This is a genomic window from Pseudomonas sp. I8001 (genome assembly GCF_013385345.1).
Lineage (GTDB): Bacteria > Pseudomonadota > Gammaproteobacteria > Pseudomonadales > Pseudomonadaceae > Aquipseudomonas.
Window position 1 is genome coordinate 91,053 of the sequence record NZ_JACAQC010000043.1, and the last position, 25,988, is coordinate 117,040.

Sequence of the window (25,988 nt, forward strand, 5' to 3'; positions counted from 1 at the left end):
ATAACCAATCCCGCTTTCTATAGACAGACGACTCGAGAGTTTCGCTGGTACAGGCAATCGCTTTGCAGAGTCCATAAATTTTTTTGTATAGTTGACACCAAAGATCCTGAGCCAACAAATCGCAAAAGATCTAGATCACTCAACACAAACCTAAACATCAAACCAGAAGAAGCCTGCATTGAGCTCAGCACAAAATCATTTACCCACTACCTCGCCGGAGACTCCAGTGCAATTAACTGAAGAAATAGTAGGCATTGTAGAGAAGCGCCCTCTTACTGCATCAGAAATCGCAGAAGAATTAAATTTTCGACGCAGCAGAAAACACTCGATCATCGATGTAATCGATACAGTCAAAAAAAACCAAGAGGTACTCCAAGAAATCAATGGAAAAATAATATCAATTTCCAACTATAAATGGAAAGAACTAATAAGGGCGCACTGGTATTTATTAAGCACACTTCAAGCCAACTACAAAAGCCATGAGCTACATTTTCTTGTGATCGCTCTATTTTATTACAAAAGGCTTATTGATACACACGAGGGGCACGGCGCAACTAACGAATCAAAAAGCCTAATCAACCACAACAAAAACTTAAGTTCAAAGAGCATACTCGCAGCATGGCTCGACTCCATTGAGTCTGCCAGAAACTACCAGAAAGACGACTTAGGCCTCTTCAATGATTTTTCTAGCCTTCTCAGCAAATGCCCGCCTGAGAAATTAGAAGACATCATAAACATGATACAGCAAGTAGATACATTACTTTTCAGTAAAAGTGAATTTAGCACTGCCTTCGAATACATACTCGAAACACGAACACCCTCGGCGCAAAAAAAATACGTCACTGGTACAGCGCCGCAAGTTTCTGAGCTAATGGCTAAACTATTAAATCCTAAATCCGGGGTCGTTTATGATCCCGTGTGCGGAATAGGAAGCTTACTTAGCCATGTATCCAGAATAGCTGATGCACAACCATATATAAAAGGTAGTGAAATTCAGAATAGCATTGCTCAGATTGCACTAATGAATCTCGAGATGCACGAAATTCCGAACTACGAGATCATTTCAGAAAACTGCTTAAATCAGATACACGACGGCTTATACTACGACTTCATTATTGGCGACCTTCCTCTAACAGGCTTTACCAGCCATGTATCTCCTTGGAAGGAAAAAGGTTTTATTCCTCTACTTGAATTTGTAATTTCAAAACTTGCCGAGCACGGCAAAGCAGTATTAACAGTTTCAGACAGCTTCTTACTATCCCAAGGAAAAGAGCAGAACTACAGAGACCATCTTTTACATAACGACATCATAGAATGCATCATAAGCTTACCGGCAGGCAGCTTAAAACCATATACAAACGGCAAATCGTCAATAATCATTCTAAACAAATCAAAACCATCCTTTTTAATCAACAGAATAAAATTTATAACTGCTGAGAATTTAGCACCAGCGTCGCAACTTCCAATTCTCGACATATCTAGTATCCTCGGACAGTATCAAGAAAAAAATACTGACTCCCTGAACTCACAGATAGTCAGCGCAGAAGAAGTAGCCTCTCAAAAAAGCTTAAGTGCATCTTATTACACCGACGAATTTAAAGAAGCTGGAAAGTTATTAAAGGGTGGCAAGGCTCGAAAACTTGGCGAGCTCGTTGAAATAATCTCTGGCACCATAACACGAGATACTCAAGCCGTCGCCGAAGACACCCCATTTATTAAAATTGAGAGTCTAGAAAAAGATATTTTGGACATGCGTCTTTCCTCAGGAAAGTCCAACTCACGCATAGTTAAAACCAAGCAATCAGAAAAATCGTTAATCAGGGAAGAGTCGCTGCTTATTGCCCGCATTGGCGACAATTTAAAGCCTACAATATTTAAGCCTTCCAAGATGCTTCCCGAAATCATAACGCACAACGGGGTACTTACCCTACGCCCTTTTCCAAAATCATCTCTTGACATTGAGTACCTATATTATCAACTTTACTCACCATTAATACAAAAACAAGTGGAGCAGAGGCGCATTGGTACTGTGATGCCTTTCATTAGCAAACGGCTACTTTCAGAAATAATCATTCCAATGATGCCGTTGGACTCCCAAAGAGAATTTATCGCAACACAAAAGTCTAATCTGATATCTGCGGAAAAAGAAAGAGTTACCCAAAGATTACGAGCAATAGGCTTTGAAGAGGAAAATATCCAGAAGGAGAATGAACTAATAAGCACACTGGTTCACGAACTACGCCCAAAGCTAGTCAAAATCAACTCCCTATCCAACAAGCTTATTCGAATCATTGAAAAGCATAACATCTCTTCGCTTGCTCAATACGACAAAGAGGAGCTAGGAGTAGATGATGACCTTATGGGACTACTTGAGCAACCTGAAAACCTTGACATTGGATCCGTGTCTCAAAAAATAGCCATCAACTCTAAAGAGCTAAACGACACACTGTCACTTGTTAAAGAAATTATGACCCTGAACTTAAAGCCTTCAGAATTCATAAAAACCAGGCTATTGAACTTTTTGAGCGAGCACCTTAGAGATAAGACAATTGAACGCCCTCACAAGTACAAAATAGAGATCAAGGGCTACGACATTGAAGCAAACATACATCAAGCTTCAATATTACAAGTAATAGATCAACTTATAGCAAACGCTGAGCACCACGCATTTTCAGCGCCATCCAGCAAAGACAGAATAACCTTTACCGTAAAGGAAGATAAAGAAAGAAAAATTGCGATCATAGAATACAGCAACAACGGAAAGCCATTCACACTGACAAAATCAGACTACATTCAGTTTTTCACCAAGAGCAAATCAAGCAACGGCTCTGGGATTGGCGGAAACTACATCTATAGAATAATTCGAGCGCATGATGGAGACATTGAAATAGACGAAAACAAAGTCAAAGGCTTTTCAATGAAAATCGAAATACCCAACAAGGAAGAGCGATAAATGAATAATATTCTCCTCATCGATGACGACGAAAACTTTAAAGATACATTTCAAATCGAGGCTCAGAATAATGACCTTCGACTAATACATAGAAAAAGTCTTGAAGGCTTACAAGATGTGATGCCAAAGCATCACGCTTCCATATCCGCAGTAGTTCTCGATATAAAATGCTTGATTTCTGATGATCAGGCAATTGAGAATGAGAACTTCATTGGGACCGCACTTAAATACCTCGACACCAATTTCCCAAACTTCCCTCGAATCGTGCTCACTGGCGACGATGATGCCTTCAATAATTTCAAGCGCTTTGCAGAAGAAAAAAACATCTACCAAAAGACTCCAGACGGCCTAAACGAAGCCATCGCAAAATTAAAATTTTACTGCGAGAACTCTGAACTTATAAAAATAACCATAGCACACAACGAAGCATTCTCCGTCCTTAGAAACTATGGCTACAACCAAAGTGCTGAGTCAACTCTTGTAGAGATTCTAAAAAATGAAAATGAGACTAGCTTCCCTCGCTTTGGCGGCATATTTCGAGACATCAGATCGCTTCAGGAGACCATCTATAAAACGATCAATCTATACAATAAGCCCGTCGTCCCAGACAGCTTGATAAGACCTAACGGAATGTTAGATTTCAACAAATTAATGAAGCACCTTAACGGATACCCATCCGCCAATTTCACTCCAACAAAGACGGAATACCATAATTCAGCTATATTTAACCTAGCAAACTCTCTTTACTGGGTGTGTGGAAAATACATCCATGCGGACCCCGCTGAAAAATATTATATTAGTAATTACACCCTAAGATCTTCAATCCTAAGTTTAATTGAGCTCATATTCTGGTCAAAGCTTTATCTACCTAAAAACATATAGACCTCAAATTACCGTCTTCATTAACACTACCAATAAGACGCCCCAAGCCAAAATGTATTCCCCATACTATTCAGGTAACGGTTAGGTTTAACAGGATTTCCTACAATACTTGGCAAGCAGCCCTCAGTGGCTGCTTGCACGCTTAAATTTTATCAGCTACACGAGTGCTAAATATTCGGCCTCGCTAAGTCAAAAAGATCTTTCCCCGCACCCTTCTTCAGCAGCTCGTACACCACCGTCAGGAACACATCTCGCGTAGACTCATCACTAAGTAGCTTCGTTGCCATGCTGGTATGGCTACTCATCGCTGCGGCGATTGCGGCGACGGCTTTGGATGGAAGGTCAGCCTTCATAGCCTGCTCCATGGTGTTGTTGTGCACTTGAGCCATCACTACGTTATCTGCGCGCAGCTTCTCAGACACATGCACTGCGAAGGCCACCTGATCAGTGTCAGTGATGTCCTTGCCGAAAGCATTGTTGAGTTTCTCAATCAGTTCGGTGAGGTACTTTTTCTCACGATCGCGGGCATCACGTAGTCCGTTGTCGGTTATACCGTAAAGGCTGGGCGTTTCCGACACGACGGTTACACCGCCCAGGTTATTCCCCTTCTTGATTTTGTAATGGCTGAGCTTGAGGTCGCCCAGATCCACCTGCTCGGCTGTAATACCTTTAAGGCGCTTACGCAGCAGGCGCGCAAAGCTGGCAAATGCCTCGAGACTTGGATCGCCAAAGTCGATGAGCTGAGCGATGTACTCGTAGTTACGCACGAACTTGGTCAGGCTTTCACTGAAGATCATCAGCTCGTCGCGAACCTTGCAGTACTCTGAGCGCTGTACGTCAGCGTACTCCATGTCCTTTTCGTTGCCTTCATCATGGGCCTTTTCCCAGGCCTTCTCCCACAGATCAATGGCATCGTTAAGTGTCTTAAGCTTGCCGTTAAAGCGATCGGTTGCCGATTGCGTCAGGGAGAACAGCTTCTGGTGCGTCACCTTCGGATCCACGATGGCATCGCCGAAGGCCTCCACTTCGGCCAACTCGTAGATGAACATGCCATCCAGGCGCTGCTTGACGTCGTAAACGATGTTCGGATCTTGAATATCCGCCACCTGAGCATCACGGTAGAAGGTCTTGAACGACGCCAGGATCTCCTCTGCCTTGTTGGCGAAGTCGATCACAAAAGTTTTATCCTTGCCAGGGAAGGTACGATTCAGGCGTGAGAGCGTCTGTACGGCCTCAACTCCGGAGATTTTTTTGTCCAAATACATAGCTACCAACTTCGGCTGATCGAAGCCGGTCTGGTACTTGTTGGCCACGATCATCACGCGGTAGTCCGGGGTATCGAACACCTTACGCATATCACGGCCATTGAGGCCTGGATTTAGGTTGATCTCGCTGAATTGGTGATCGACCGGCAGGTTGGATTCCTCCACATCGGCGTTGGCCACCTCTCCGGAGAATGCCACCATGGCCTGCACGTTTTTGTAGCCCTTGCGCTTGCAGTAATCCTCCAACGCCAGGTGGTACTTCACTGCTGCTGCACGTGAACTAGTTACCACCATCGCCTTGGCCTGGCCACCGAGCAGGTGCGCCACGTTCTTGCGGAAATGCTCGGTGATCAGCTCGACCTTCTGCCCCACATTTACAGGGTTGAGCGAAAGCCACTTGGCCAGCTTGCGCCCGGCGCTCTTCTCGTCCACGCGCTTGTCATCGATCATCTCGCTGCCAATTTTGAACGCCACCTCGTAGCTGGTGTAGTTCTTCAGCACATCGAGGATGAAGCCTTCGTCGATGGCCTGCTGCATGGTGTAAAGATGGAACGGCGCCGGCGGGTTATCGGTGCTCACCGGCTGCGCCGGATTGCGCGGACGACCGAACAGGCTCAGCGTCGAATGTTTGGGCGTGGCGGTGAAGGCGAAGTAGCTGGCATTGCCTGGACGCGAGCGCGAGCTCTGCCACACGGACAACCGCTCCGTCTTGGAGAGCTTCTCCCACTCCGCCTCGCTCTGCCCGGTCAGTACATAGTGCAGGTCATCCGCCGTGCTGCCCCCGGTGGAGCTGTGCGCCTCGTCGATGATGATGGCGAAACGGCGATTCCGCAGGCTCTGCTCGCCGAGGATGGCCTTCTGCGCATAGGGGAACGTCTGTAGGGTACAGACGATAATCGGCACACCATCGAGCATGGCCTTGGCCAACTGCTGGCTCTTGGGCAGGCTCGACTGTTGGCGGTCGATAGCGCACACCACGCCGGCCTGATGCTCGATCTGCTGGATGGCATCCTGCAACTGCTGGTCCAGCACCTGGCGGTCGGTCACCACTATCACGCTGTGGAAATACGGCTCACCGTCCGGACGGCGCACACGAATCAGCAAATGCGCGGTCCAGGCGATGGTATTGGTCTTGCCCGAGCCGGCGCTGTGCTGGATCAGATACGGTTGCCCTGCCCCTTCTACCCGCACCGTGTCGATCATCCTCGTCACACCTTCCCACTGATGGAAGCGCGGGAAGATCAGGCCTTCCTTGAAGTAGGTTTTGCCGTTGACGTCCTGGGCTTCCTTACGCTCCTGCAGCACGAAGCGGTGGAAGATGTGCAGCCAGTTGTCCTTCTGCAGCACCCGCTCCCAAAAGTAGCTCACCGGGTAGCTACCGTTTTCACCCGGTGGGTTACCGGCGGCACCATCGTTGCCCCGGTTGAACGGCAGGAAGAAGGTCGAGTCCCCGGCCAGCTTGGTGGTCATGCGTATGTCGCTATCGCTCATGGCGAAATGCACCACCGCCCCACGCTTGAAGGTAAGCAGCGGCTCAAGGCTACCGCTCTTGCGCTCAGGTCGGCGGTCCATGCAATACTGCTGCATGGCAGCCTGGACTGACTGGGTGAAATCGGTCTTCAACTCCACCGTGGCCACCGGAATGCCGTTGATAAAGAAGGTCAGATCGATCTCGTCGGCCTTGTCCAACGAGTAACGCAGCTGTGGCACGACGCGCAGCCGATTGGCCGCATAACGTGCGATCACCGTGTCGTTGCGCGCGTCCTCGGGCAGAGCCTGGCTCATAGCCAGGGTGCCGCCACCGGCCACGGCAAAGCCGTAACGCAACACATTCACCGTGCCGCCATCGACCTTGTTCTCCAACTGCTTGACCAGCCGATCCAGCACCACATCACGCGTGCCAACACCATTCATGGCGAGGATCTTAGCCATAGCCTGGGGCTGACTTTCCTCCAGCCAACCCAGCACATCCTCGGGTACTAGCGCCCGCCCTTGGTCATAAGCAGACTTACCCACCAGCCAGCCGGCAGCTTCAAGCTGCTCGACAATATGGCGTTCCAGTTCGCATTCGTGGTGGATGTGGCTCATATATTCAGTCTCGCTTCTCTACAGTTTGTCCCGATGCGGCTCAATTCGGGGCGTAACTTGCTGGCTGTGTCGGCATCAGTGCAACTACCCGGTCACGCTTAAACTTCCGTACGTCATCGAAATCCCAGAAGCCGACGTTATTCTGATCAATCTCCACGATGACTCTCGGCTTATCGTCCAAACCAAAAATCCTGCAGTATCCGCCGAGCTCCAACTCGTCGGTCTCCTTCTGCCCCTGCGACCACGATGAACCATAAGCCAGATGCAGGATTAGCCATTGCTCTGCCTGAATGGAGGCGCTCGGAGTTGGCTTGAGTGTTCGCTGAATGCTCTCGCGCAGCTCTGAACTCGCATCCTGGTCGGCAGCGATTGACGGCATTAACCTCAGGAACAACGCATTCGCCTGCAACCTCCGGAGTTTTTCATCCGTACCCCACATTAGGCTGATCCTGGCCGTCAATTCATCACCCAGGTCCCAAGCCAGCCAAATCAGCAAGGTAGTTAGCTGCATCGTCTCATCGGCATCGTCGTCGATCGACTTGTCGATCACTTCGAGGAGCCGCGCCCCCGAACCGAGCAAATACCTGATACTTTCATCGAGGAGATAACGACGATCTCGCTCTTCCACGAGATCCTGCCCGGTTGCTCGCCAGCGTTTCTGCTTGTCGAGATGGCGTAGCTCACGAATCAGAGCCAATACGGCAATCAACTGGATCGACGCACTGACTTTCCTTGACTCGTCCTGGCTGGCCAGCTTCAGTTGCTCGACCATTTTTCTACTCAATGACCTTGCCTTCCTGGCAACTGCCAAAGCGATTTCAGCGTCCCAGAACTGGGGTTTGTCGACTGGATCGCTCGTTTTATCGCCGCCATCGTCCTCCTGGCCAACCTGTTCCTCTTCGCTCCGCCCAGCCTGATCGACCTCAACACTCTGCACCTCGAGACCGTCGCTCAGGCGTCGCATGAGCACATCGATCAGGTAGGCCAAGTCACCGGACTTCAACACACGTTGCTTGCGCCTCATCCGAGCCATGTCGCTCACACTAATCACCAACGATGGTGGTCCGTCCTCAACTGGAAGCGCATCTTTCTTATCCCGACACTCGCGGATTGCCATCTGGATCTCGTGATCGGACTGCTCCGCGAAGATCACCCTCTCAACGGTGGCGATGACCTTCGATATATCGGCCTCACTCGAGCCCAGCTCACTGAGTGCCGAACGAATCTGGTACTGCTTAGAGGACCGGGAGCTCGCCTCAAGGATCGAGGGGTGCAGAATCATCGCCCGGGCGATCGACCTGCCGTTCTGCTCCAATAGACAGGAGCGAATGTTTGTCGCCTCAACATTGGTTCTGAACACGACCTCGTCGTCACGTATTTCCAGTGGGGCAAGCGTCTCCAGCTTCTCCTGGTTCGGGCCAAGCATTACAGCTGCAGTCACCGACATCAGTTCGCCCCGATAACTGATTCGTATCAGGCCACTCCCCCCATCCGAAAATCCCGAAAGTAGTGGCAACGACGTCTGCTGCTCGATCTCGATGGTCTTGTTGCGCTCTTGGATCGCAGCGAACTCCTCTGGCGCCAGCTCGGGCAACTCGAACAGGCTGAGCATTGAAGTGGCCTCAGCAGCACTTCGGGCGGCAGTGCCTGCCTGAAGCACTATGGCCTCGACATTGACATTCACACCTCCCATCCAGGCGGGACGGCTGGGGTTCGCGCTACCACTGACAAACACATCGGGCGCAGCGCCATGCGTTTCAAAATAGAGCACCTTGGCATGCAGATAGCCGGCCCGATTAGCAACCTCTCGCGCATCCACATACCGAACGATTTCGCTATCAAAGTTGCCTGGATGATGGACCGAGTCGGGATCGATACCCACCACGATATCTGTAGCGGGCCAACGTGCCTTCAACTCCTTGAGCAGAGCCAGCTCCCGATCGAAGAACGCCCCCAGCACAGCAATCCTCCTGACCGGAGCTGTAATCCGCTCAGCAACTTGATCGATCAACGCCAGCCCTCTCGGACCTTGCGCCAAGACCGCAGGCGAGCCCATGTCTCCGGCCGTGGCAATTAAAGGGCTGATGAAACGGCCAATTGCCAGCGCCGACTCCAATAGAGGCTCAGGAGCCTTGCCGCGTTCCAGCTCGATCCACTCACGAAGCATCAGCCAAACAGCCTTGAGAACGGCGATACCCTCACCATCTTTGGAACCACCAACTTCGATCCAGTTGGTGATTTCGCGGTTGAAGCCAAGCCCCGAGAGCGTGAGATTGTGGCTGCCGACCAGAATCGTCGCCTTCTTTGCCCCCAGTAACAGACAGACCTTCGGGTGAAACGCGCCGCTGACGCCAATCGGTAGCAGCGTGTAGGCATGACCAGCCAGCCGAGGCCGGGTCGCCTGGCTTTCCCATGAGGCTGCACATTGGCCCCGATCCATCAGCACCACGTTATGCCGACATCCGGCTGTTACCAGCTTGCGCAGCAACACCTCCTCGTAGAAAGGCAGAGTCGCGTTGAAGGTGGTGATCAGCGAGGCCTCGTAACCCCCACGTTTGATCACGTCTAGGAGGGATACGTCGTCAGACACTAGCAACCTCCATCTGCGTCCGACCAGATGCAGTCAACCTGGTCATGTGGTTGTCATCACGCACCAGCATTCCAAGGTCGCGAAGAATCTGAACCGCCTGTCGGAAACGAGGAGTGGTCTGGGATGGCGGCGGGACCTGGTCACCCACAACTTCCAGGCCTCGCTCGGACGGTCGCAAATGGAAGGTCGAGCGGTTGGACTGTCGGAGCTTGCGCAGTGCCACTCGAAGATGGGTATCCAGACACCAAACGACCAGATCGGTAACCACATGCTCGAGAGACATCGTCAGCCAGTCGACACCACGGCTGCGGAAGCTGATGAGGTTGATCGGATAGTCCCTGAGTGCCTCATAAGTAATTGCCAACCCTGAATACGGCTGCGCCCCTGGATCATCGCGAGCGACTAACATTGCCAGCAGGCTCAGGCTATTTGAAAGCAGCGGCGCAATATCCACTCCCGGCTGCCAGCCACCAATTAACTGCCAACCCAACTGAATCTCATGCGCGTCGTTTGTCCAGTCAGTAAGCGCCGGAGCGTTCGCCCTGCTGCTGGCAACCAGATCTGCAAAACTGCCCGCCCCCAGATTACTCAGTACTCCGGCAACCGTTGCCGAGCCGGCAAACCAGTCAGCGAACATCTCGACGCTATGAAATACCCGCCGCTGCGCCGCTGATTGCGGTTGCAGTTCCTGCAGGCAGATGGCGAGGATCGTCTGGAAGGCCACCGACATGAGGTCATTACGCACATAGACAGCCCAGTGCGCCTGAGTGGATTGCAAGGCATCGGGAATTTCCCACGCAGTACCATAGGGTAGAGTGGCGCTATAGACACAGGCTCGGAACACATCCTCGGTCAGATCCCATCCGTTCGGCAGGGATTCCGCCAGTTGCTGAATCAGACCCAGGCTTCGGCGTCGCTGAGTGCCTTCCTCTGAATAGCGGTTGCCTGTATCGAAGAAAATATCAGTGAGCTGCTGATGCTCGCGTCGGCTGCCAGCAACGTTGCAGGCACAGAAACCGCTCAGCTCGTCGAGCTCTTCGAGTGTCACCAAGTCGTTTTCTACAACCTGCCAGAACCGCTCACCAGGTACAGACGCATCGACACTCTGCGCCAGTGGCGCGCCATACTGGCTGCTATAGAAACTCCAGGAACGGCCGGACGACTCCATCAATTGCAGATCGGCCAGAGTGCCCGCGTAGTACTGCGAAAGACCACCTAGCCTATTCATGAAGTAGCGCTGTGGCGTTTCCTCGGTCGTCGCGTAGAGCGATAGCCGCAGTGGTTCACCGGTTTTCAGACTGGCGAGTGATGGAACCAGCTTGGTGCGACCGACCATAGCGACGCCGTGTCGCTCGTTGTTGTGGTCGGTCACCTGTGCGTGCTGCTCGGCAATCAGGGTGAATAGGCAGTCTGCACGCCGAAACCGCTCGACAAAGTGATTGTAGTCATTCTTCGCGTAACGCTGGTCATAGGACCATACCAACCAAGGATAAAACGAGTAATAGCGCGCCCGATCAGTGACATTGGTAATGCCAGGCAGTAACTGGCCATAGATCATTACGCAGGGCGCCTGAGTGCCGAGGTGATCAATACCACCACTTGCATAGGGTGGCTTCAACCAGCTGGTGGTGAGTTTCATCGACGCCTAATCCCTTACTGCGACAAATCCAAAGACCGAATCTAAATTACCTGGCGTATACGCTGATGTTCTCGTGGCGTACCAGGATCAACCGCTGCGGCTGCTCGATCTTATTCTCTATACACCCGCGCACGCAGGTCGTCGTCCGGGTCGGGGCCGACAACAAAGTACGCACTGGTACGCGCGCATTCGGGGCGCATCACCAGTTCAGCCAACTTGGAGCACGGGCAGGTCTGCACATGGCCGGTCCAGTTCATGATATCGGCGGTGAGCAGCCCGTTGGGCGTGCCATCCAACAGAAACAGACGCAGGCTACGGCCTTGGTTCATGCCGCCTCCCGCAGGTCGATCTGGCCAGTGACGGCGGCGGTGATCAGGGCGGATCGACGCTCTTTTAGGAGTTCGATGCTTCGCTCAGTTTTGCCAGCCAATGCAGCAACTCTCCGCTCCTCATGCTCGATATGCTTCACGATCTCAAGCTGCTCAGTGAGTGGCGGCACCGGGAGCAACACATCTTTGACGTTGCCGCAGTTCAGATGTGGGTGCATAGCACCGGTCTGGATGGATAGCAGCGTGTGATAGCCGTAGCTGGAGTTGAAAACCCACGACATCCACTCCCCCCAAATGATGCTTCGCTCAGGCGCAACAATAATGAGAGCGTGGCAATTGCACCCAGCAAACTCATCGGTTACAACAGTGGCCTGCCCAATATCACCTGTCTGAACAATCAGCACATCTCCGGTCTCGAGGATGGACTTCCGGTGCTGATTGCTCCAATCCTTCGTCACAAAGTAAGGGACATCAAACTTAATCTGATTGCCCTTGATATGGAGTGATTGAAGGTAGCGCACTCCCTCCTCAACCAGGATATCTCTGGTTGGCCCAACATAGCCGTTTGTGATTTTGGTGCTCACGGAGGAAACGGAACGAACCTCCCAATGCTCCGGCACTTCCCCCAACCACTCCACACCGGAGTCTTTCATCTTAACGCTGGGGTCGAGGCCCCTTGTGGCGGCCTGGGTGATCAGCGCTTGGCGCTTTTCGCGCAGCAGTTCGATAAAGCGGGTTTTCTTTTCAATGAGCGCGTCTATGCGGGCGGTTTCGCGGTCGAGGTGAGTCGCGATTGACTTCTGCTCCCCAATTGAAGGGATTGCTAGCCAAATGTCCTTTGTTTTTTCTTGGTTCATGATTCCGATAGTGGCGGCATTGGCCAGATACCACATCGCTTCGGTTTTGACAGATAGCGAATATGCCAAGAAATAGCCATCTACACGGGCGTTCGGAATCACTACATTGATTTGCTGGTTGGCCGATACCTCTTCAGCAACAAAACCAACTTTACCAAGGGTTGCACCAATGCTGACCACGAGGATTGACCCTGCTGGAAAAACCTTGACGTCGCCGGTTGAAATAGCTGTTCGGCTAACACGTTTTCCAGCGGCCTCCAGGACCATTTCGCTTCCGAAATCCCCTGGTGTGTACCAGGCAACCCCATCGGGAATATCTGCACTTGGCGACTCGGAGGAAGGAGTTCCACCAGTTTTTACAGCTGCAACCACTCGTCGAAGAGTGAGCGCTTCCCAATGGTCAGGCACTCGCCCCAACCACTCCACCCCGGAATCCTTGTAGGCCGGATAGGGCTTGTAATGACTCATGCAGTCACCTCGCCCAGCAGAGCAGCAATCTCAGCCTCCACGGCCTTGAGGTCTGCATCAATCTCGGCCAGCTCGCGTGGCGGCTGGTAGACATAGAAGTAGCGGTTGAAGTTTATCTCGTAGCCGACGATGCCGACCTTGCCGTCCTTCGCATCCGTCTTGCTGGTATCGATACAGGCGTCTGGTACATGCGGCAGCACTTCGCGGGCAAAGTAGTCGTCGATGGACTGATTCAACGGCACATTTTCGAACTCGCGTAGGTCCGAGTCGGCCAGCACATTCCCCTTGTCGTCCAGCATCGGCTGGGCGTTGGGGTCACGCTCGCCAAAGCAGGCCAGCGCAGCTTTCAACGCGCCCTTGCCAAGTTTTTTGATACCGGCGGCCTTGAGGAAGGCCGGCAGGTTGTCTAGCTCGCCCGCAACGCTCGCGAATGAGTCAGCTTGGTCGGCGCCCTTGGTGCTCTGGTAGGCAGCGAGCTTGTCCGGCGTGACCGAGAAACGCAGGCGTAGCGGGCGATCGACGGTGATACGGCGATAACCAAAGTCGGTAGTGGCGAAGATCTTGCTGTTCGGCCCATCCTCGACCGCCTCATACAGCTTGGCGATTTCGGCGATCTGTTCACCCGACAGGTATTTGCGCTTGCTGCCCAGGCTCTTGCGCATTGGCGCGTGCATGGCGCTGGCGTCGATCAGTTGCACCTTGCCCGTACGCAATGCGTCCTTATGGTTGGACAGCACCCAAATGTAGGTACCGATGCCGGTGTTGTAGAACAGGTCAGTAGGCAGGGCAATGATCGCCTCCAGCCAGTCGTTCTCCAGAATCCAGCGGCGGATCTCCGACTCGCCCGAACCGGCCCCGCCATTGAACAGCGGTGAGCCGGACAGCACGATGCCAATACGGCTACCGCCCAGTTCAAGCGGTTTGCGCTTGGACAGCAGGTGCATGAGGAACAGCAGCGAACCATCGCCCACGCGCGGCAGGCCGGCGCCGAAGCGGCCGGCGAAGCCTTGCTGGCAGTGCTCGGCCTGCACCTGCTTCTGGACGTTCTCCCACTTCACGCCGAACGGCGGGTTGGCCAGGCAGTAGTCGAACTGCTCATGGGGCAGGTGATCGTCGGACAGGGTGTTGCCGAGCTTGATGTTACGGGTGTCGTAGCCCTGGATCAGCTTGTCCGCCACGGAGATGGCGTAGGTTTCCGGGTTCAGCTCCTGGGCGTAGGGCACCAAGCGGGCATTGGAGTTCCACTCGTAAACCTGCTCGATGGCCGAAGATAGAAAGCCGCCCGTGCCGGCGGCGCAGTCGTACACGGTGCGCACCACACCATCGCCGTTGAGTGCCTGATGATCCGGCGCAAAGACCACGGTGGTGGCCAGGCGCACCACATCGCGCGGCGTAAAGTACTGCCCAGCATCATCGTTGGATGACTCGGCAAACTTGCGGATGAGGTGCTCGAAGACGAGCCCCATTTCGTGATTGCTGATCTTGTCTGGGTGCAAATCGACTGCTGCAAACTTCTGCGTGACCAGGTAAAGCAGGTTGGCTTTCTCCAGCTTCTCCAACCAACGGTCAAAGGCGAAGTGCTCGAACACCTGGCGGGCGTTGGCGGAGAACTTGGCGATGTAGTCTTCCAGGTTGGCGCGGGTGCTGGTGGAGCCCACACTGTGCAGGGAAAACTGCGAGACATTGTAGAAGGTTGCGCCGGCCGTGGTCGGCAAAATCAGGTCCATGTCCACGCCACTGGCCTTCATCGCCTCATACTGGCTGCGTACCTTGCCGCGGGAGGGTTCCAGCACACATTCCAGACGACGCAACACGGTGAACGGCAGGATGATGCGGCCATATTCGGAGGGCTTGAAGGCTCCCAAAAGCAGATCTGCGATATTCCATATGAAGGGGGCCAGGGTCTGCTGGTTCACGCGCACGTTCCTTACACAGAAGCAGGGAGGGCGTTCTCGCCGCATCCCTGTGAGATATATATGATCAATGCCACACCTTAACCGGTTGGATAGCTTCGAGCCAGTATCGGCAAACGGCTAAGGTGCTGATTTCATTCATCTCGGCCAGGAAACGCTCACGCACGTTTGCTTACGCTTACAGACGTACTCCAAATCGAAAAAGCTCACCCGACTCACCGGGTGGCGCCTATTGAGAGTAACTGGAGGGCAACTCGGCACCTACCGTACTCTCCGCGTCGCCAACCCGATGCTTGCGTTATTCCAAACGGTATTCCAAGTACATCTTCAAACAGAAAATACCCTTTTAAATCAATTCACTGGGGAAACGTTTCAGATTACCCCGGCCCAACCCGCCTTGTGCGGGTTTTGTTGTTTCTGTGCTCCTGGAAACACACAGCAGATTAGCCCTTCGGATTTTTCCCGCAAGACATCGAGCCCTTGATGAACTGGTGCTCATCAATCGACACGACTAGCCTTGAAACGTCGCTGCAAAATCAGCGACCGGGTTTAGCGGCTCGGTTAATATCAAGGCATGCAATGCCACCATCCGTTCAAGCGAAGCATCCGCGTTCGCTAGTCCGCGTTATGGCGGCTGTGCGTGGGGCACTTTCGAGTGCGCTGGGTTCCTTGATTCCTGGTCTGCTAACCCGCGTACAGTCGCCACCCTTTTCGTTTAGCAGCGATGTCTGGCGACTCCACCAATCAAGGAGTTGCAGTCATGAAAAAGCACAGCCCCAATCCTCCATGCCCGAGCCAATCCGGCGCGGATATCTTCTGTATTGCCCAAAACATCGACCCCGAAACCCTGCTCGTACAGGCCTGCGAAACCCTCGCCTCACTGAACGCGCTCACTACCGACCTGGCTTTCGAGTTCGATGGTGCCTTTCGCCATAAACTCCTGGCCACCCAGCAATTGAGCGTCCTCGGTGAGTTGCTGGTGACGCGCGCACTGGACATTCTTGTGCCATCAGTAGATTCGGAAGGAACGGGCAGGACATCGCCTTAACACTAAAAAAACGAATCTGCCGCAACGCGCCAGAAGTGAAAAAGGTGACGGAGCTATTCTGCGACAATAAATCCGTCACTTTTTTTGAACATAAGGATGTGTGCCGCAGTGAACAAGAATTCCTACGCCTACCTGATACCTGTCGTGCTGGGCGTACAGCTTCTGTTGGCCGTGCTGTTTATATGGCAGTTCAGCATCTCACCCGCCATCCACTTCAAACCGGTCGCGGAGAAAGCCTGTTTATCCGTATCTCTCGTCCTGACCCTGGCTGCGTCCGTGATTGTCTGGCGGGTAAGAAAACCTCAGCTGCGGCTCGAAAAAAAATGGACCCTGCTTAAGGCGTTTGCCGGGATGTTCATCTTATGCACGCTGGTCTCGGTGACGCTGTTTTCGTTGGCCATTTTATGTTCGGGCGGCACCCGCAGCAGCTATACGGCTCACTACGAATATTCGTCAGGCGGCAGTAAAAGCTGCAGCGGAATCACGGTCTTCGATGCTGAGCTGAATAATACGATTAAAATCTGCCGCCCCACGTGGATCGGTTATCGCGATGAAGTGAGGGTGGTGAAAGTCAGCAATGACCTGGGGATCGTTGTGAAAGAGGCCGTTATCCTTTGAGCGAGAAAGCCCTCCAGACCCTGATCAGCAGCGATGCCCAACGCTGGCACCTACTGGACATCGTCCGCGCCCTCGCCCTCCCCGACTGCTGGATCGGCGCCGGCTTCGTACGCAACGCGGTATGGGATCACCTCCACGGTCGCCCCCTATCACCACCGACCGGTGACGTCGACGTACTGTGGTTCGACGCCACCTGCACCAGCCCCGACGAAGACCGCCGCCTCGAAGCCCTCTTACACGCAGCCGAACCCTCCATCGACTGGTCCGTCAAAAACCAGGCCCGCATGCACCTGCGAAACGGCGATGCACCTTACCGCAACGCCAGCGACGCCATGCGCTTCTGGCCCGAAACCGCCACCGCAGTAGCCGTCAGGAGAACCGCAGAAGACCTATGTGAAGTTTCAGCCCCTCTCGGCCTGGAAGACCTGTTCAATCTCCAACTCAAACCCACGCCCCGCTTTACCCAGGAAAAACACGCCATCTACCAACAACGCATCACCTCCAAAGACTGGCTAACCCACTGGCCACTGCTGAAACAACCCTGACCCTACAAAAACCTCACATTCATTCACGAATTATTAAGAATCGCCCTCGTATACTCACCGATCGCCCGGGCCGTTCCCCCGAACGGCCCCCTGCCCCGGTAGCCAGAATCCATGACGCGTTCCGCTCCTCTGCTGCTCCTGCTCGCTGCGCTGTTGTTTTTCTTTGCCCTTGGCAATCACGAGTTGCAAGGCTCGACCGAGGCCCGTGTGGCCGGGATCGCCATGGCCATGCATCTGGATAACGATTGGGTGGTGCCGCGATTGTTTCGTGAACCGTTCCTGGAGAAACCGCCGCTGAGCCTGTGGCTCGACGCCGGGGCGATCCGGCTGTTTGGCGGTACCACTTGGGCAGTGCGTCTGGCGTCCGCATTTGCCGGGCTGTTCAGCGTGATGCTGCTGTACGGGATGCTGCGCAAGTTTGGCCGGCCCAAGACGCTGGCGTTTGTCGCGGGCCTGATGCTGGCGACCATGGCCAGTTACTGGAGCAACGTGCGCGGTGTGGGTGAGGACTCGCTGCTCACGCTCGGGGTCACCATGGCCCTGCTGGCGTTTTATCAAGCCAACCGCCCCGAGTCGGAGCGCGACCGTTCCAACCTGGGCACCTGGTTGCTGTTCACCTTGGGGATGGTCATCGCCACGCTGAGTAAAGGTGTTCTGGGCCTGGCCATGCCTGGCGTGGTGATCTTCGTCTATCTGGCCAGCACCAGCCTGATGGATAAACGCTTCAAGCTCGGCGATTGGGTCAAGCCCGGGCTGTTCACGCTGCTGGCGCTAGTGCCGCTGATGATCTGGCTGGGTTTCCTGTACCAGCGCGACGGGTTGCAGGGGGTACGTGAAGTGCTGCTGACCAACAGCGTTGGACGCTTCAGCGGTTCATTTGTCGAAGCCGGTCACTACGAGCCGTTCTATTACTACATCGTCAAACTGCCCGAAGCCTTTTTGCCCTGGAATATCCTGGTGTACCTGGGGCTGTGGCACTTCCGCAAGAGCCTGGTGCGCAACCGCTACCGGCTGTTTTTCAGCGTATGGCTGGTGGCGCAGTTCACCCTGCTGACGTTCGCCTCCAGCAAGCGCACGGTTTATCTGATGGCCTTGACGCCCGCCGCGGCAGTGCTGGCCGCCGAGTATGGCGGCGTGCTGCTGGGCTGGCTGAAAAGTCGTGGGCAGGTTTCACACGTTGCCGAACACGTTTATGAAAACCGACGGGGTCTGGTAGGTGGCTTCTTCACCGTGGTAGTGACCTGCTACCTGATTGCCGCTTTCTGGTTCGCGCCCAAGGCCGATGTGCGCCAGTCGTTTGTGCCGGTAATCAGCCAGATCCAGGCGATGCAGGCGCAGGGCAAGGAAGTGGTGCTGTATCAGGCCAACGAGCGAATCGCCGGCGCCGGGGTGTTCTACATGCAGGGCTATTTGACGATTCTGCAGACGCCGGAGGAACTCAAGAGTTACCTCGCGGCCAAGCCCGGTAACGTGGCCCTGGTGGACAATACTGACCGGCTGAACGTCCCGGTGAGGGTGGTCAAGGAGATGGCGATCAACCGTCAGCCGTACTATTTCGTCGAGCAGTGATGAAAGAGGCGCCTGCCACGAGTAACTAACTACCGCCATCGACACTGCAAGACTGCGCACCCTCAGGGATCAATCCACCCTGAGGACCGGCCATGCCCGCCCAGCCCCCGAACACATCACCACTTACCCCGGAACAACTGAACGGCTACCTGCTGCAAATCGGTCATCGTCTACAGATTTTCCCCAACGGCCACGCACCGGCAGCGCAGTCTTCTACCGAGTTGCTGGAGGTGCAGGCATTGCACGCCGCCCTGGCAGAAGAAAGCCGCTGGAGCCTGCAGAACGCGCAAGTGCATTACACCGTCCCCGGCGACTGGGTGATCCAGGGCGAACCCGGCCGGTTGAACCGCACGCGCATCAGCCAGGCATTGCACAAGAAGCTGGCCGCCCTGGAAATCGAACGGCGGCCCAACGGCCATTTACGCAAGAACTGGATACTCGACAGCCATCAGCCGATGCTGGAGGCCGAGGCCAGGCTGAAGGTCAAGGATCGCCTGCTCAGCCCTGCCGACCAGCTGCTGGTGACGAATATCGTCAGCGGCCCCGAGCTGCGCCCGGGTATCCATCGCCTGACGTTTCGCTACCGCCAGCAGGCCATCGAGTTCGCCGGGGTGTTCGTCCTCACGCGCAGCCAGACACCGGTCACCCACCTGGAGATAGAGGACGGTGATGTATTGCTGTTCACCCCGTCCAGAGGCCTGGAGGCTTTCACCTCGCTCAAGCATCTGGATCGCACGCTGCAAGAGCGCATGAAGCAGGCGGCCTGGCGTCAGGAACTGCTGCAACACCTGCCGCGCCGTTACCAGCACTTGCGCGCGGCGAGTATCTGGCCGCTGGTGCCAGGCCCTATCGACAGCCTCCCGCTGAACGAACACACCTACAACGCCCTGCAGGACAAACAACATCAGGACATCGCGTTTGCCCTTGGCCTGGACGGCCACCCCGCGCCGACAGACGTCGCCAGAATGACCCTCGAACTGGACCAGGCGCTGCGCTGCTCGCCTTGGGACTTGTCCTCGCGCCTGGAACTGCGCGCGCAACAGTTACTGGAAAAACTGCTCCACGAATCCGCCCCCGACTGGTACCGCAGCGCCAATGAGGCCCAGCGCAAAACCCTCGCCGAACACCTGCGCACTTACGAACACCTCAGCCTGCAAGTGCTGGCGCTGCTCGGCCCGGCGGCCTCGCCGGAGGCCATGGCGCGCCTGCAATTGCTTGAGCACCTGGACGACGACCTGGATATCCAGGGCCTGATCCCCGAGCAACTGCAGATCAGCACCGAGCGCACCCTGAAGTCAGGCAACTCGTACAACCAGCACAACAACCTGGTGCAACTGGCGGTACGTGGCTTGCACCGTGGCGATGAACACGCCGGTTCCGAGTTTCTCAAGCACACCCAACTGACCTACGCCCAGCAGCCATTGCCGCCCGAGTTCCGGGACGTCACCCCGGCTTACCTCGCCGACCTGCTGGCCAAGGTTCAACCAAGCCTGAGCTTCGCCGAAGAACAAAAGCGCGCCCACAGTTTGCCCGCCGTACAGGAAGCCATGCAGCAGATGCTCGACAGCCGCCTGCACGCGCTGGCCTACAGTGCATCGTTGCAAAACCATATCAGCGCGGACGACTACGCACTGCTGCAAACCCTCAGTGAAGGCCCCTCGCCCACACTCACTGCCTGCTGCCTGTTCCTGCACAAGGCTCCGCTCAAGGACCTGTGGGTGCTGCGCCAGACCGATGCAACGGGCGCGGTCAAACGCTTGCTGCTGTGCACGCCTCACGCGCCACGCGCCGAACAGTTCCAGGCCTTTGGCAGCGAGCGGGAATTGCAGGCGCATATCCTCGGCTGGAGCCAGGAGATAGCGTTCGCTCCCGGTTCGCGCAGCATGAAAGACTACCTGCTTGAACAGTTGGTCAGCCGGATCCGGCCCAAATACAGCGCGATGCTTTCCGCCCTGGGTTTTACCCCGGCCAGCCTTGAGTATTTGATGATCAGTTTCGGCGCGCCCTCCACCTATGAGGCCTGCCTGGTGGAAATGAGCACCACGACGCTGGCCATGCAGGCCGATGAATACCTGCATCAGATGCCAAAGTGGCTGAGCCAGGCATCGGCAGCCGACCGACAGAAACTCGCCGACCTCAAGGAACAGGCACTGGGCGCGGCACAGGCCTACGCCGCAAGCCCGGGTAGCCCGCAACAGCTTCCCGACTTCGACAGTTACTTGCACAAGGCGGCAAAAGCCGCCCTCAACCAACTGCTCGGCAACCCGATCCCGGCGGTAGACCCAAACCTCGTAGGCGTGATCACCCCGCGCGAACGCGTCAGCTACACCACGCTGTACCGCAACGGCTACGACGCCAGCCTGGGCTTTATCAACCCCGACGCCAGCACCACCGCGCAGTTCAAGGGACCGCCCGGCGTCGACCTGAGTCGACTCACCGCGCAAACGGTGAGCAACTCGGTCAGAGGTACCTGGATCGGTGACCGCTATGTCGCCGAGGTCGAGAAAACCCTGTTGGACCCGCAAGGCCCCCACTATGCATGGCGCCGCAATATGGCCCTGGAGGTTGCCCAACTGCACATGCACGTCGCTGCGCTTGAGTGCTGCCTGCAAGGCTGCCTGGCAACAAGCGACCTGGCCTGGCTGGAAAAAAGCATCGACAGCCTGGCCGATAACAGCGATGCCGTGCGCAATCGGTATCGGCTCTATCCCCTGCACATCAGCGGGCAAGTGATCGATGGCTGCTACCTGTTCCACCACGCCAACGACCTGCCCCTGCTCTACACCCCGCACGCACCGGATGGCATCGCCTTCAGGCCGCAACGGGAATTCAACGAACGCCTGAAAAACCTTGAAGGCATGGACACCTACTACATCAGCCGGGTCGCCAGCGTTGAGCGCGCGGCGTTCGAGCCGAGGTTGCATGCGTTGGTGGCCGGCCTGCCGGCACAGCTCAAGGGGCTGTATTCCAAGCCGGTGTTCGACGAAGTGCCTCGCACCGCACTGCCGCTCAAGAACCTGCATTACCACACCTACGACAAAAAGCTGCGTCACCGTATCGACGAAGTCAAAAGCACCACCACCGGGCGCTTGCAGATGATCATGGAGCTGGTCAGCGTGATCGGCGAAATCACCATTGCCGTGCTGACCGCGCCCTTCCCGGCACTGAGCCTGGCCTTGGGCGGCTTGCTGGTGTTCAAGGATTCGATGCTCGCCCTGCATGCCTACAGCCGCAACGACACCGCCGCCGCGCTGGGACACTATCTGGGTGCGCTGCTCAATGCCGGCGGGACGTTGTTGACCGACCTGCGGCCCCTGCTGTTCGCCCCCGTCAAGCTCGCCCGTCCGCCTTTACGCCATATTGCCCGGGTGACCAAGGACCAACAGGCCATGACCTTGATCAAGCAACTGCAACCGCAGCCCCCATTGCCCCAGGGCATGCAGCCTGTGCTGTTTGCCGGCGACAGCCTGTGGGCCTCGCACACCCCGGACAGCCTGGGGCGATTCCTGTTGTTTCGCTACGACAACACCAGCGGGCAATTGCGCTCCACCGGCAAGCTGGTGAACCAGACGGTGGACGGCCAGTGGCAGCGCTCCGGTGTCATCGGTGGCATGCCTGGCCCTGAAAGACTCGGGCAGCCCTATGAGTTGTCGGAAAAGTTTCGCCGGGACGTAGCGGCCGTCATCGCCCCCGAGGACAGGTCGGCGCTGTTCCTGCAGATCGCCTACCTGGATCGAGACCTCAATACCCACAGCATCTGGATCTCGCGTCGGCAACTCGCCCCGGCACTCAAACAGCACCTGGACAATGTGAGGGCCCTGACGGATGACGCCGACGCGTTTTTTGCACGGTTGCCCGCCGTGGTTCCCCGGGCCGAAACCCTGAACCCGGCGCCAGACATTGCCCTGCGTGACTTGCTCAAGCTGCTGATCGATGACGCGCACAACCTGGTGGTAGGCGAGGCACCGTTTTCCACCGCGGCTAAACAGGTGCTGATCGAAAACATGCAATACCTGCGCGAACTGAACGTCACGGTTCTCTATATCGAGCCGCTGTGGCGCGACATTCATCACCTGAAAACCCACTCACGGTTTTCCAGTGGTTTCTCGAAACGGGCCGAGGGCCAGCTCAAATCCATCGACAAGGAAAATTACCGCGACCCCGAAGGGTTGTACGGCCACTGGATGCTGGTAAACACCGCGCAACAGCACGGGATTGAGGTTCGCCCGTTGAACGCCTCAAGCTCCTACGACCTGGAAAACACCCTGTGCCTGTTTGATTCACGCCCGGCCCCGATTCGCGCCAACCGGCTGACCAACTTTTACTCCCACACCCTCATCAACGACGACCAGGCGAAAAAACCGGGCGAACGCTGGATAGCGTTGGTTGATCAAAAACGCATGAGCACCTATCGCGGCACGCCGGGCCTGGCCGACCTGCAAAAGAGCATTGCCCTGCGGGTCGACGACGCCTTCGACCAACCCACCCGAGTCATCGCGGATGTGGCCGGCGGCATTCCCGGCGATGCCCTGGCCAAGGGCGACCTGAAGCTGTCGTTGCACACGGCACGCCAACCGGCGCCGCACCCGGGGCCCTCGGTGGAGCGCTCACACGCGCTACGGCCAACGCGCCCTCTGCCTGTTGAGGCGCCGCGCCACTTCAGCACCTTTGACCTGCCCCATGAACACCTGGGCCTGATCAGCGAGGAAATCACCTTGCCGATAGGCACGCGTGAAGCGCTCTTCGCCACCGCCTACAGGGAGACCGCCAGCAGCCGTCGCGCGGCGCAAACCACCTTCGACCAGACCCGCAAAAAACTTCAGGATCAGGCCCAGGCGTTTTTTACCGAACACACACCGCCTGCTCGGGGAGCACTGCCTGCGGTCGACCCGACCCTGGATGAGGCGAAATTTATCGATCAACTGCTGGACACCGCCGATGGCCTGGTAGTCGGCGAAGCCCACGCCGGTACATCGAGCAAAGGCTTCCTCAGCCGGCACATGGAATACCTGAAGGGCCCGCGAGAAGTAAAAACCCTGTACATGGAGCAACTCACCACCGAGCTGCATCAGGCCGACCTGGATATCGTCCACAGCCTGGGCTTTATGCCAGATGAACTGTGGAGCTACCTCAACGCATTGGACAAAGGCCACGGCGTACCGGCCGACAGCCCCTACGGTTTTGTCAGCCTGGTGCAGGTGGCGATGAAGCATAACGTGCGGATCCGCGCACTCGACTGTGTCGCCAGCTTGCGGGTGGACGGCATGCCCGCCTCCAGGACATCAATGTTCAACTACTTTGCGACCCAGGTGATCCGCGCCGACCAGCTTCAACAGGGGCCACACAAGTGGGTCGCGCTGGTGGGCGAAACGCACGCCAATACCCATCGCGGCGTACCGGGCATTGCCGAGCTCAACAACGGCATCAGTCTGCTGCTGGACGATGTGCCTCCCGGCTCGGCCAGCGGCTTTGTGCGTGAGCCCGCCAGCGTCCAGGCGCTGCCGCGCGAGCAGCAATGGCCATTGGTGCGCTACGACTTCAAGAAAAACGTCGAAGTCCCCGGTGCGCCATTACCGCCACCTGTCATGCCCGCGCCATCCCTCAGCCTCGAACAACGCCTGCGGCGCAAAGGCGACTACCTGCTTCAGCGCACCCTGGACGACGGGTTGGAGATGGTCCATAAAAACCGCGACGGCGTACTGGTCCACACCGCGTTGCAGCAGGATGCCAGGGGGCACTTCGTCAATCGCTGGAACCTGGATGACCGCCGTTTCAGCAGCAGGGAAGCCTTGATCGACATCATCACCACCAGCAAAAGAATGCGCCAAGTCCACTGATCCTCGCACCGCCCTCTGCATGAGGGCGGTGCGACCGCTCGTCGCTCACGTTCCATAAATCCTGCCCTCACGAAAAAACCGTTTCAGCTCTCGCCAGGGCTGCCGATACCTCCTGACTACCCATCGGCTGGTCGCTACTTCCAGCAACCGGATGTACCCGCAAATCTGTTCCTGGAGGAATGCGATGAATAGTTGGTTCGGCAACATCAGCGTCAATATGAAACTGGGCCTGGGCTTCGGCCTGGTACTGGTCCTCACCTCGATCCTCGCGCTCACCGGCTGGACCAGCCTGGGCGGCCTGATCGACCGCAGCAACTGGATGAGCGACATCACCCAGCTCAACGCTTCGCTGACCAAACTGCGCATCGTGCGCCTGCAATACATGTTGGCCAACGGCGACGAAGCCGTGGCGCAAAACGTGCAGACCAGCCTCGACAGTTTTGTGGCCCAGCAACAGAAGCTGCTGGACAGCTTCAAGAGCCCGGACAACCTCAAGCTGCTCAATGAGCAAAAAGCGATCATCACCGCTTACCAGCAGTCCTTGAACAAAATGCGCGAGGCCTACCGCAACGGTAACGCCGCGCGCCAGGTCATGGGCGACAAGGCTGACATCGCCAATGCGCAGATCAGTGCCCTGGACGCCAGCGTGCGCCAGATGCCCGAGAGCACCGAGCGCTTTGCCCAGTTCGAGGCCGTGACCAGCGCCAAGGAACAGTTCCAGTTGGCCCGCTACGAAGTGCGCGGCTACACCGGCAACGTCAACGCCGAGACTGAAGCCCGTGCCGCCGCGCAGATCGAGAAAGCCATCGACGGTCTGAAAGGCCTGCACGCAGCGTTTGGCGCCAGCCAACAGCCTGCACTGACGGCCCTGGAAACCGCCCTCGGCGCCTATCGCAGCGCGGTGCAGAACTACAAGGCGGCCAACGCCAACATCGTCTCGGCCCGGGCAGAAATGACCACCCAGGGCACCGACATTGTCACCATCAGCGACAAGCTGTACGACATCCAGCTGCAACGCCGCGACGCCGAAAGCGCCCAGGCCCGCAGCCTGCAACTGATCAGCACATTGCTGGCCTTGCTGGTGGGCATCGTGGCGGCCGTGATCATCACCCGCCAGATCACCCGCCCATTGCGCGAGACCCTCGCGGTGGTGGAGCGCATCGCTTCCGGTGACCTGAGCCACAACATCCAGGTGACCCGCCGCGACGAACTCGGCGTGTTGCAACAGGGCATCCAGCGCATGGGCACCACCCTGCGTGAACTGATCAGCGGCATCCGTGACGGCGTGACCCAGATCGCCAGCGCCGCCGAAGAGCTGTCGGCCGTGACCGAACAGACCAGTGCCGGGGTCAACAGCCAGAAGATCGAGACCGATCAAGTGGCCACC

Annotated in this window: 13 protein-coding genes and 1 pseudogene; 8 read left to right on the plus strand and 6 right to left on the minus strand. The window is 56.1% G+C overall.

Translation table 11 applies throughout. From position 1 onward, the window contains the following. Positions 1 to 226 precede the first annotated feature (226 nt). Complete coding sequence (locus tag HX839_RS25665; protein ID WP_177067886.1) at positions 227 to 2,953, plus strand: N-6 DNA methylase; 2,727 nt, start codon at positions 227 to 229, stop codon at positions 2,951 to 2,953. After that, the gene (locus HX839_RS25670; protein ID WP_177067887.1) at positions 2,954 to 3,835 is read left to right on the plus strand and encodes a hypothetical protein; all 882 of its coding nucleotides are present in this window, start codon (positions 2,954 to 2,956) and stop codon (positions 3,833 to 3,835) included. Positions 3,836 to 4,002: 167 nt separating this feature from the next. Here the strand turns inward: HX839_RS25670 and HX839_RS25675 are convergent, their stop codons facing one another. From HX839_RS25675 to HX839_RS25700, 6 genes are all read right to left on the minus strand, one after another. Continuing rightward, positions 4,003 to 7,188, minus strand: coding sequence for a type I restriction endonuclease subunit R (locus HX839_RS25675; RefSeq protein WP_177067888.1), 3,186 nt, complete (start codon positions 7,186 to 7,188; stop codon positions 4,003 to 4,005). A 40-nt stretch (positions 7,189 to 7,228) separates the two neighbouring features. Next, entirely contained in the window at positions 7,229 to 9,778 is a 2,550-nt protein-coding gene (locus HX839_RS25680) for a hypothetical protein (RefSeq protein WP_177067889.1), read from the minus strand. Continuing rightward, entirely contained in the window at positions 9,771 to 11,417 is a 1,647-nt protein-coding gene (locus HX839_RS25685) for a hypothetical protein (protein WP_177067890.1), read from the minus strand. Before HX839_RS25685 ends, HX839_RS25680 begins: the two co-directional genes overlap by 8 nt. A 110-nt stretch (positions 11,418 to 11,527) precedes the next feature. Next, positions 11,528 to 11,746, minus strand: a complete 219-nt coding sequence (locus HX839_RS25690) for a hypothetical protein (RefSeq protein ID WP_371315650.1) — start codon at positions 11,744 to 11,746, stop codon at positions 11,528 to 11,530. Further along, a complete protein-coding gene (locus HX839_RS25695; RefSeq protein WP_177067891.1) occupies positions 11,743 to 13,071 on the minus strand; it encodes a restriction endonuclease subunit S in 1,329 nt (442 codons plus the stop codon). The genes HX839_RS25690 and HX839_RS25695 overlap by 4 nt, the downstream gene beginning before the upstream one ends. After that, on the minus strand, positions 13,068 to 14,987 hold the full coding sequence (locus HX839_RS25700) for a class I SAM-dependent DNA methyltransferase (protein ID WP_177067892.1): 1,920 nt from the start codon (positions 14,985 to 14,987) through the stop codon (positions 13,068 to 13,070). Before HX839_RS25700 ends, HX839_RS25695 begins: the two co-directional genes overlap by 4 nt. A gap of 757 nt (positions 14,988 to 15,744) precedes the next feature. On the opposite strand from HX839_RS25700, the gene HX839_RS25705 reads away from it, so the two are divergent. The 6 genes and pseudogenes from HX839_RS25705 to HX839_RS31925 all read left to right on the plus strand — a co-directional run. Continuing rightward, positions 15,745 to 16,032 (plus strand): DUF6124 family protein, encoded by a 288-nt coding sequence (locus tag HX839_RS25705; RefSeq protein ID WP_134325699.1) that lies wholly within the window; start codon positions 15,745 to 15,747, stop codon positions 16,030 to 16,032. Positions 16,033 to 16,140: 108 nt separating this feature from the next. Continuing rightward, complete coding sequence (locus HX839_RS25710; protein WP_177067893.1) at positions 16,141 to 16,650, plus strand: hypothetical protein; 510 nt, start codon at positions 16,141 to 16,143, stop codon at positions 16,648 to 16,650. Further along, on the plus strand, positions 16,647 to 17,195 hold the full coding sequence (locus HX839_RS25715) for a nucleotidyltransferase family protein (RefSeq protein ID WP_177067894.1): 549 nt from the start codon (positions 16,647 to 16,649) through the stop codon (positions 17,193 to 17,195). Before HX839_RS25710 ends, HX839_RS25715 begins: the two co-directional genes overlap by 4 nt. Positions 17,196 to 17,306: 111 nt before the next feature. Beyond that, positions 17,307 to 18,764, plus strand: coding sequence for a glycosyltransferase family 39 protein (locus HX839_RS25720; RefSeq protein WP_177067895.1), 1,458 nt, complete (start codon positions 17,307 to 17,309; stop codon positions 18,762 to 18,764). Positions 18,765 to 18,856: 92 nt separating this feature from the next. Next, positions 18,857 to 24,601, plus strand: coding sequence for a membrane-targeted effector domain-containing toxin (locus tag HX839_RS25725; protein ID WP_177067896.1), 5,745 nt, complete (start codon positions 18,857 to 18,859; stop codon positions 24,599 to 24,601). 217 nt (positions 24,602 to 24,818) lie between these two features. Then, a pseudogene (locus HX839_RS31925) lies at positions 24,819 to 25,850 on the plus strand (methyl-accepting chemotaxis protein); the annotation flags it as partial. Positions 25,851 to 25,988: the final 138 nt, after the last annotated feature.

Bases quoted from the DNA above. Each gene is read 5' to 3' on its own strand.
- HX839_RS25670 (WP_177067887.1), top strand. From the start codon at position 2,954: ATGAATAATATTCTCCTCATCGATGACGACGAAAACTTTAAAGATACA.
- HX839_RS25685 (WP_177067890.1), bottom strand. From the start codon at position 11,417: ATGAAACTCACCACCAGCTGGTTGAAGCCACCCTATGCAAGTGGTGGT.
- HX839_RS25695 (WP_177067891.1), bottom strand. From the start codon at position 13,071: ATGAGTCATTACAAGCCCTATCCGGCCTACAAGGATTCCGGGGTGGAG.
- HX839_RS25720 (WP_177067895.1), top strand. From the start codon at position 17,307: ATGACGCGTTCCGCTCCTCTGCTGCTCCTGCTCGCTGCGCTGTTGTTT.
- HX839_RS25675 (WP_177067888.1), bottom strand. From the start codon at position 7,188: ATGAGCCACATCCACCACGAATGCGAACTGGAACGCCATATTGTCGAG.
- HX839_RS25705 (WP_134325699.1), top strand. From the start codon at position 15,745: ATGAAAAAGCACAGCCCCAATCCTCCATGCCCGAGCCAATCCGGCGCG.
- HX839_RS25690 (WP_371315650.1), bottom strand. From the start codon at position 11,746: ATGAACCAAGGCCGTAGCCTGCGTCTGTTTCTGTTGGATGGCACGCCC.
- HX839_RS25725 (WP_177067896.1), top strand. From the start codon at position 18,857: ATGCCCGCCCAGCCCCCGAACACATCACCACTTACCCCGGAACAACTG.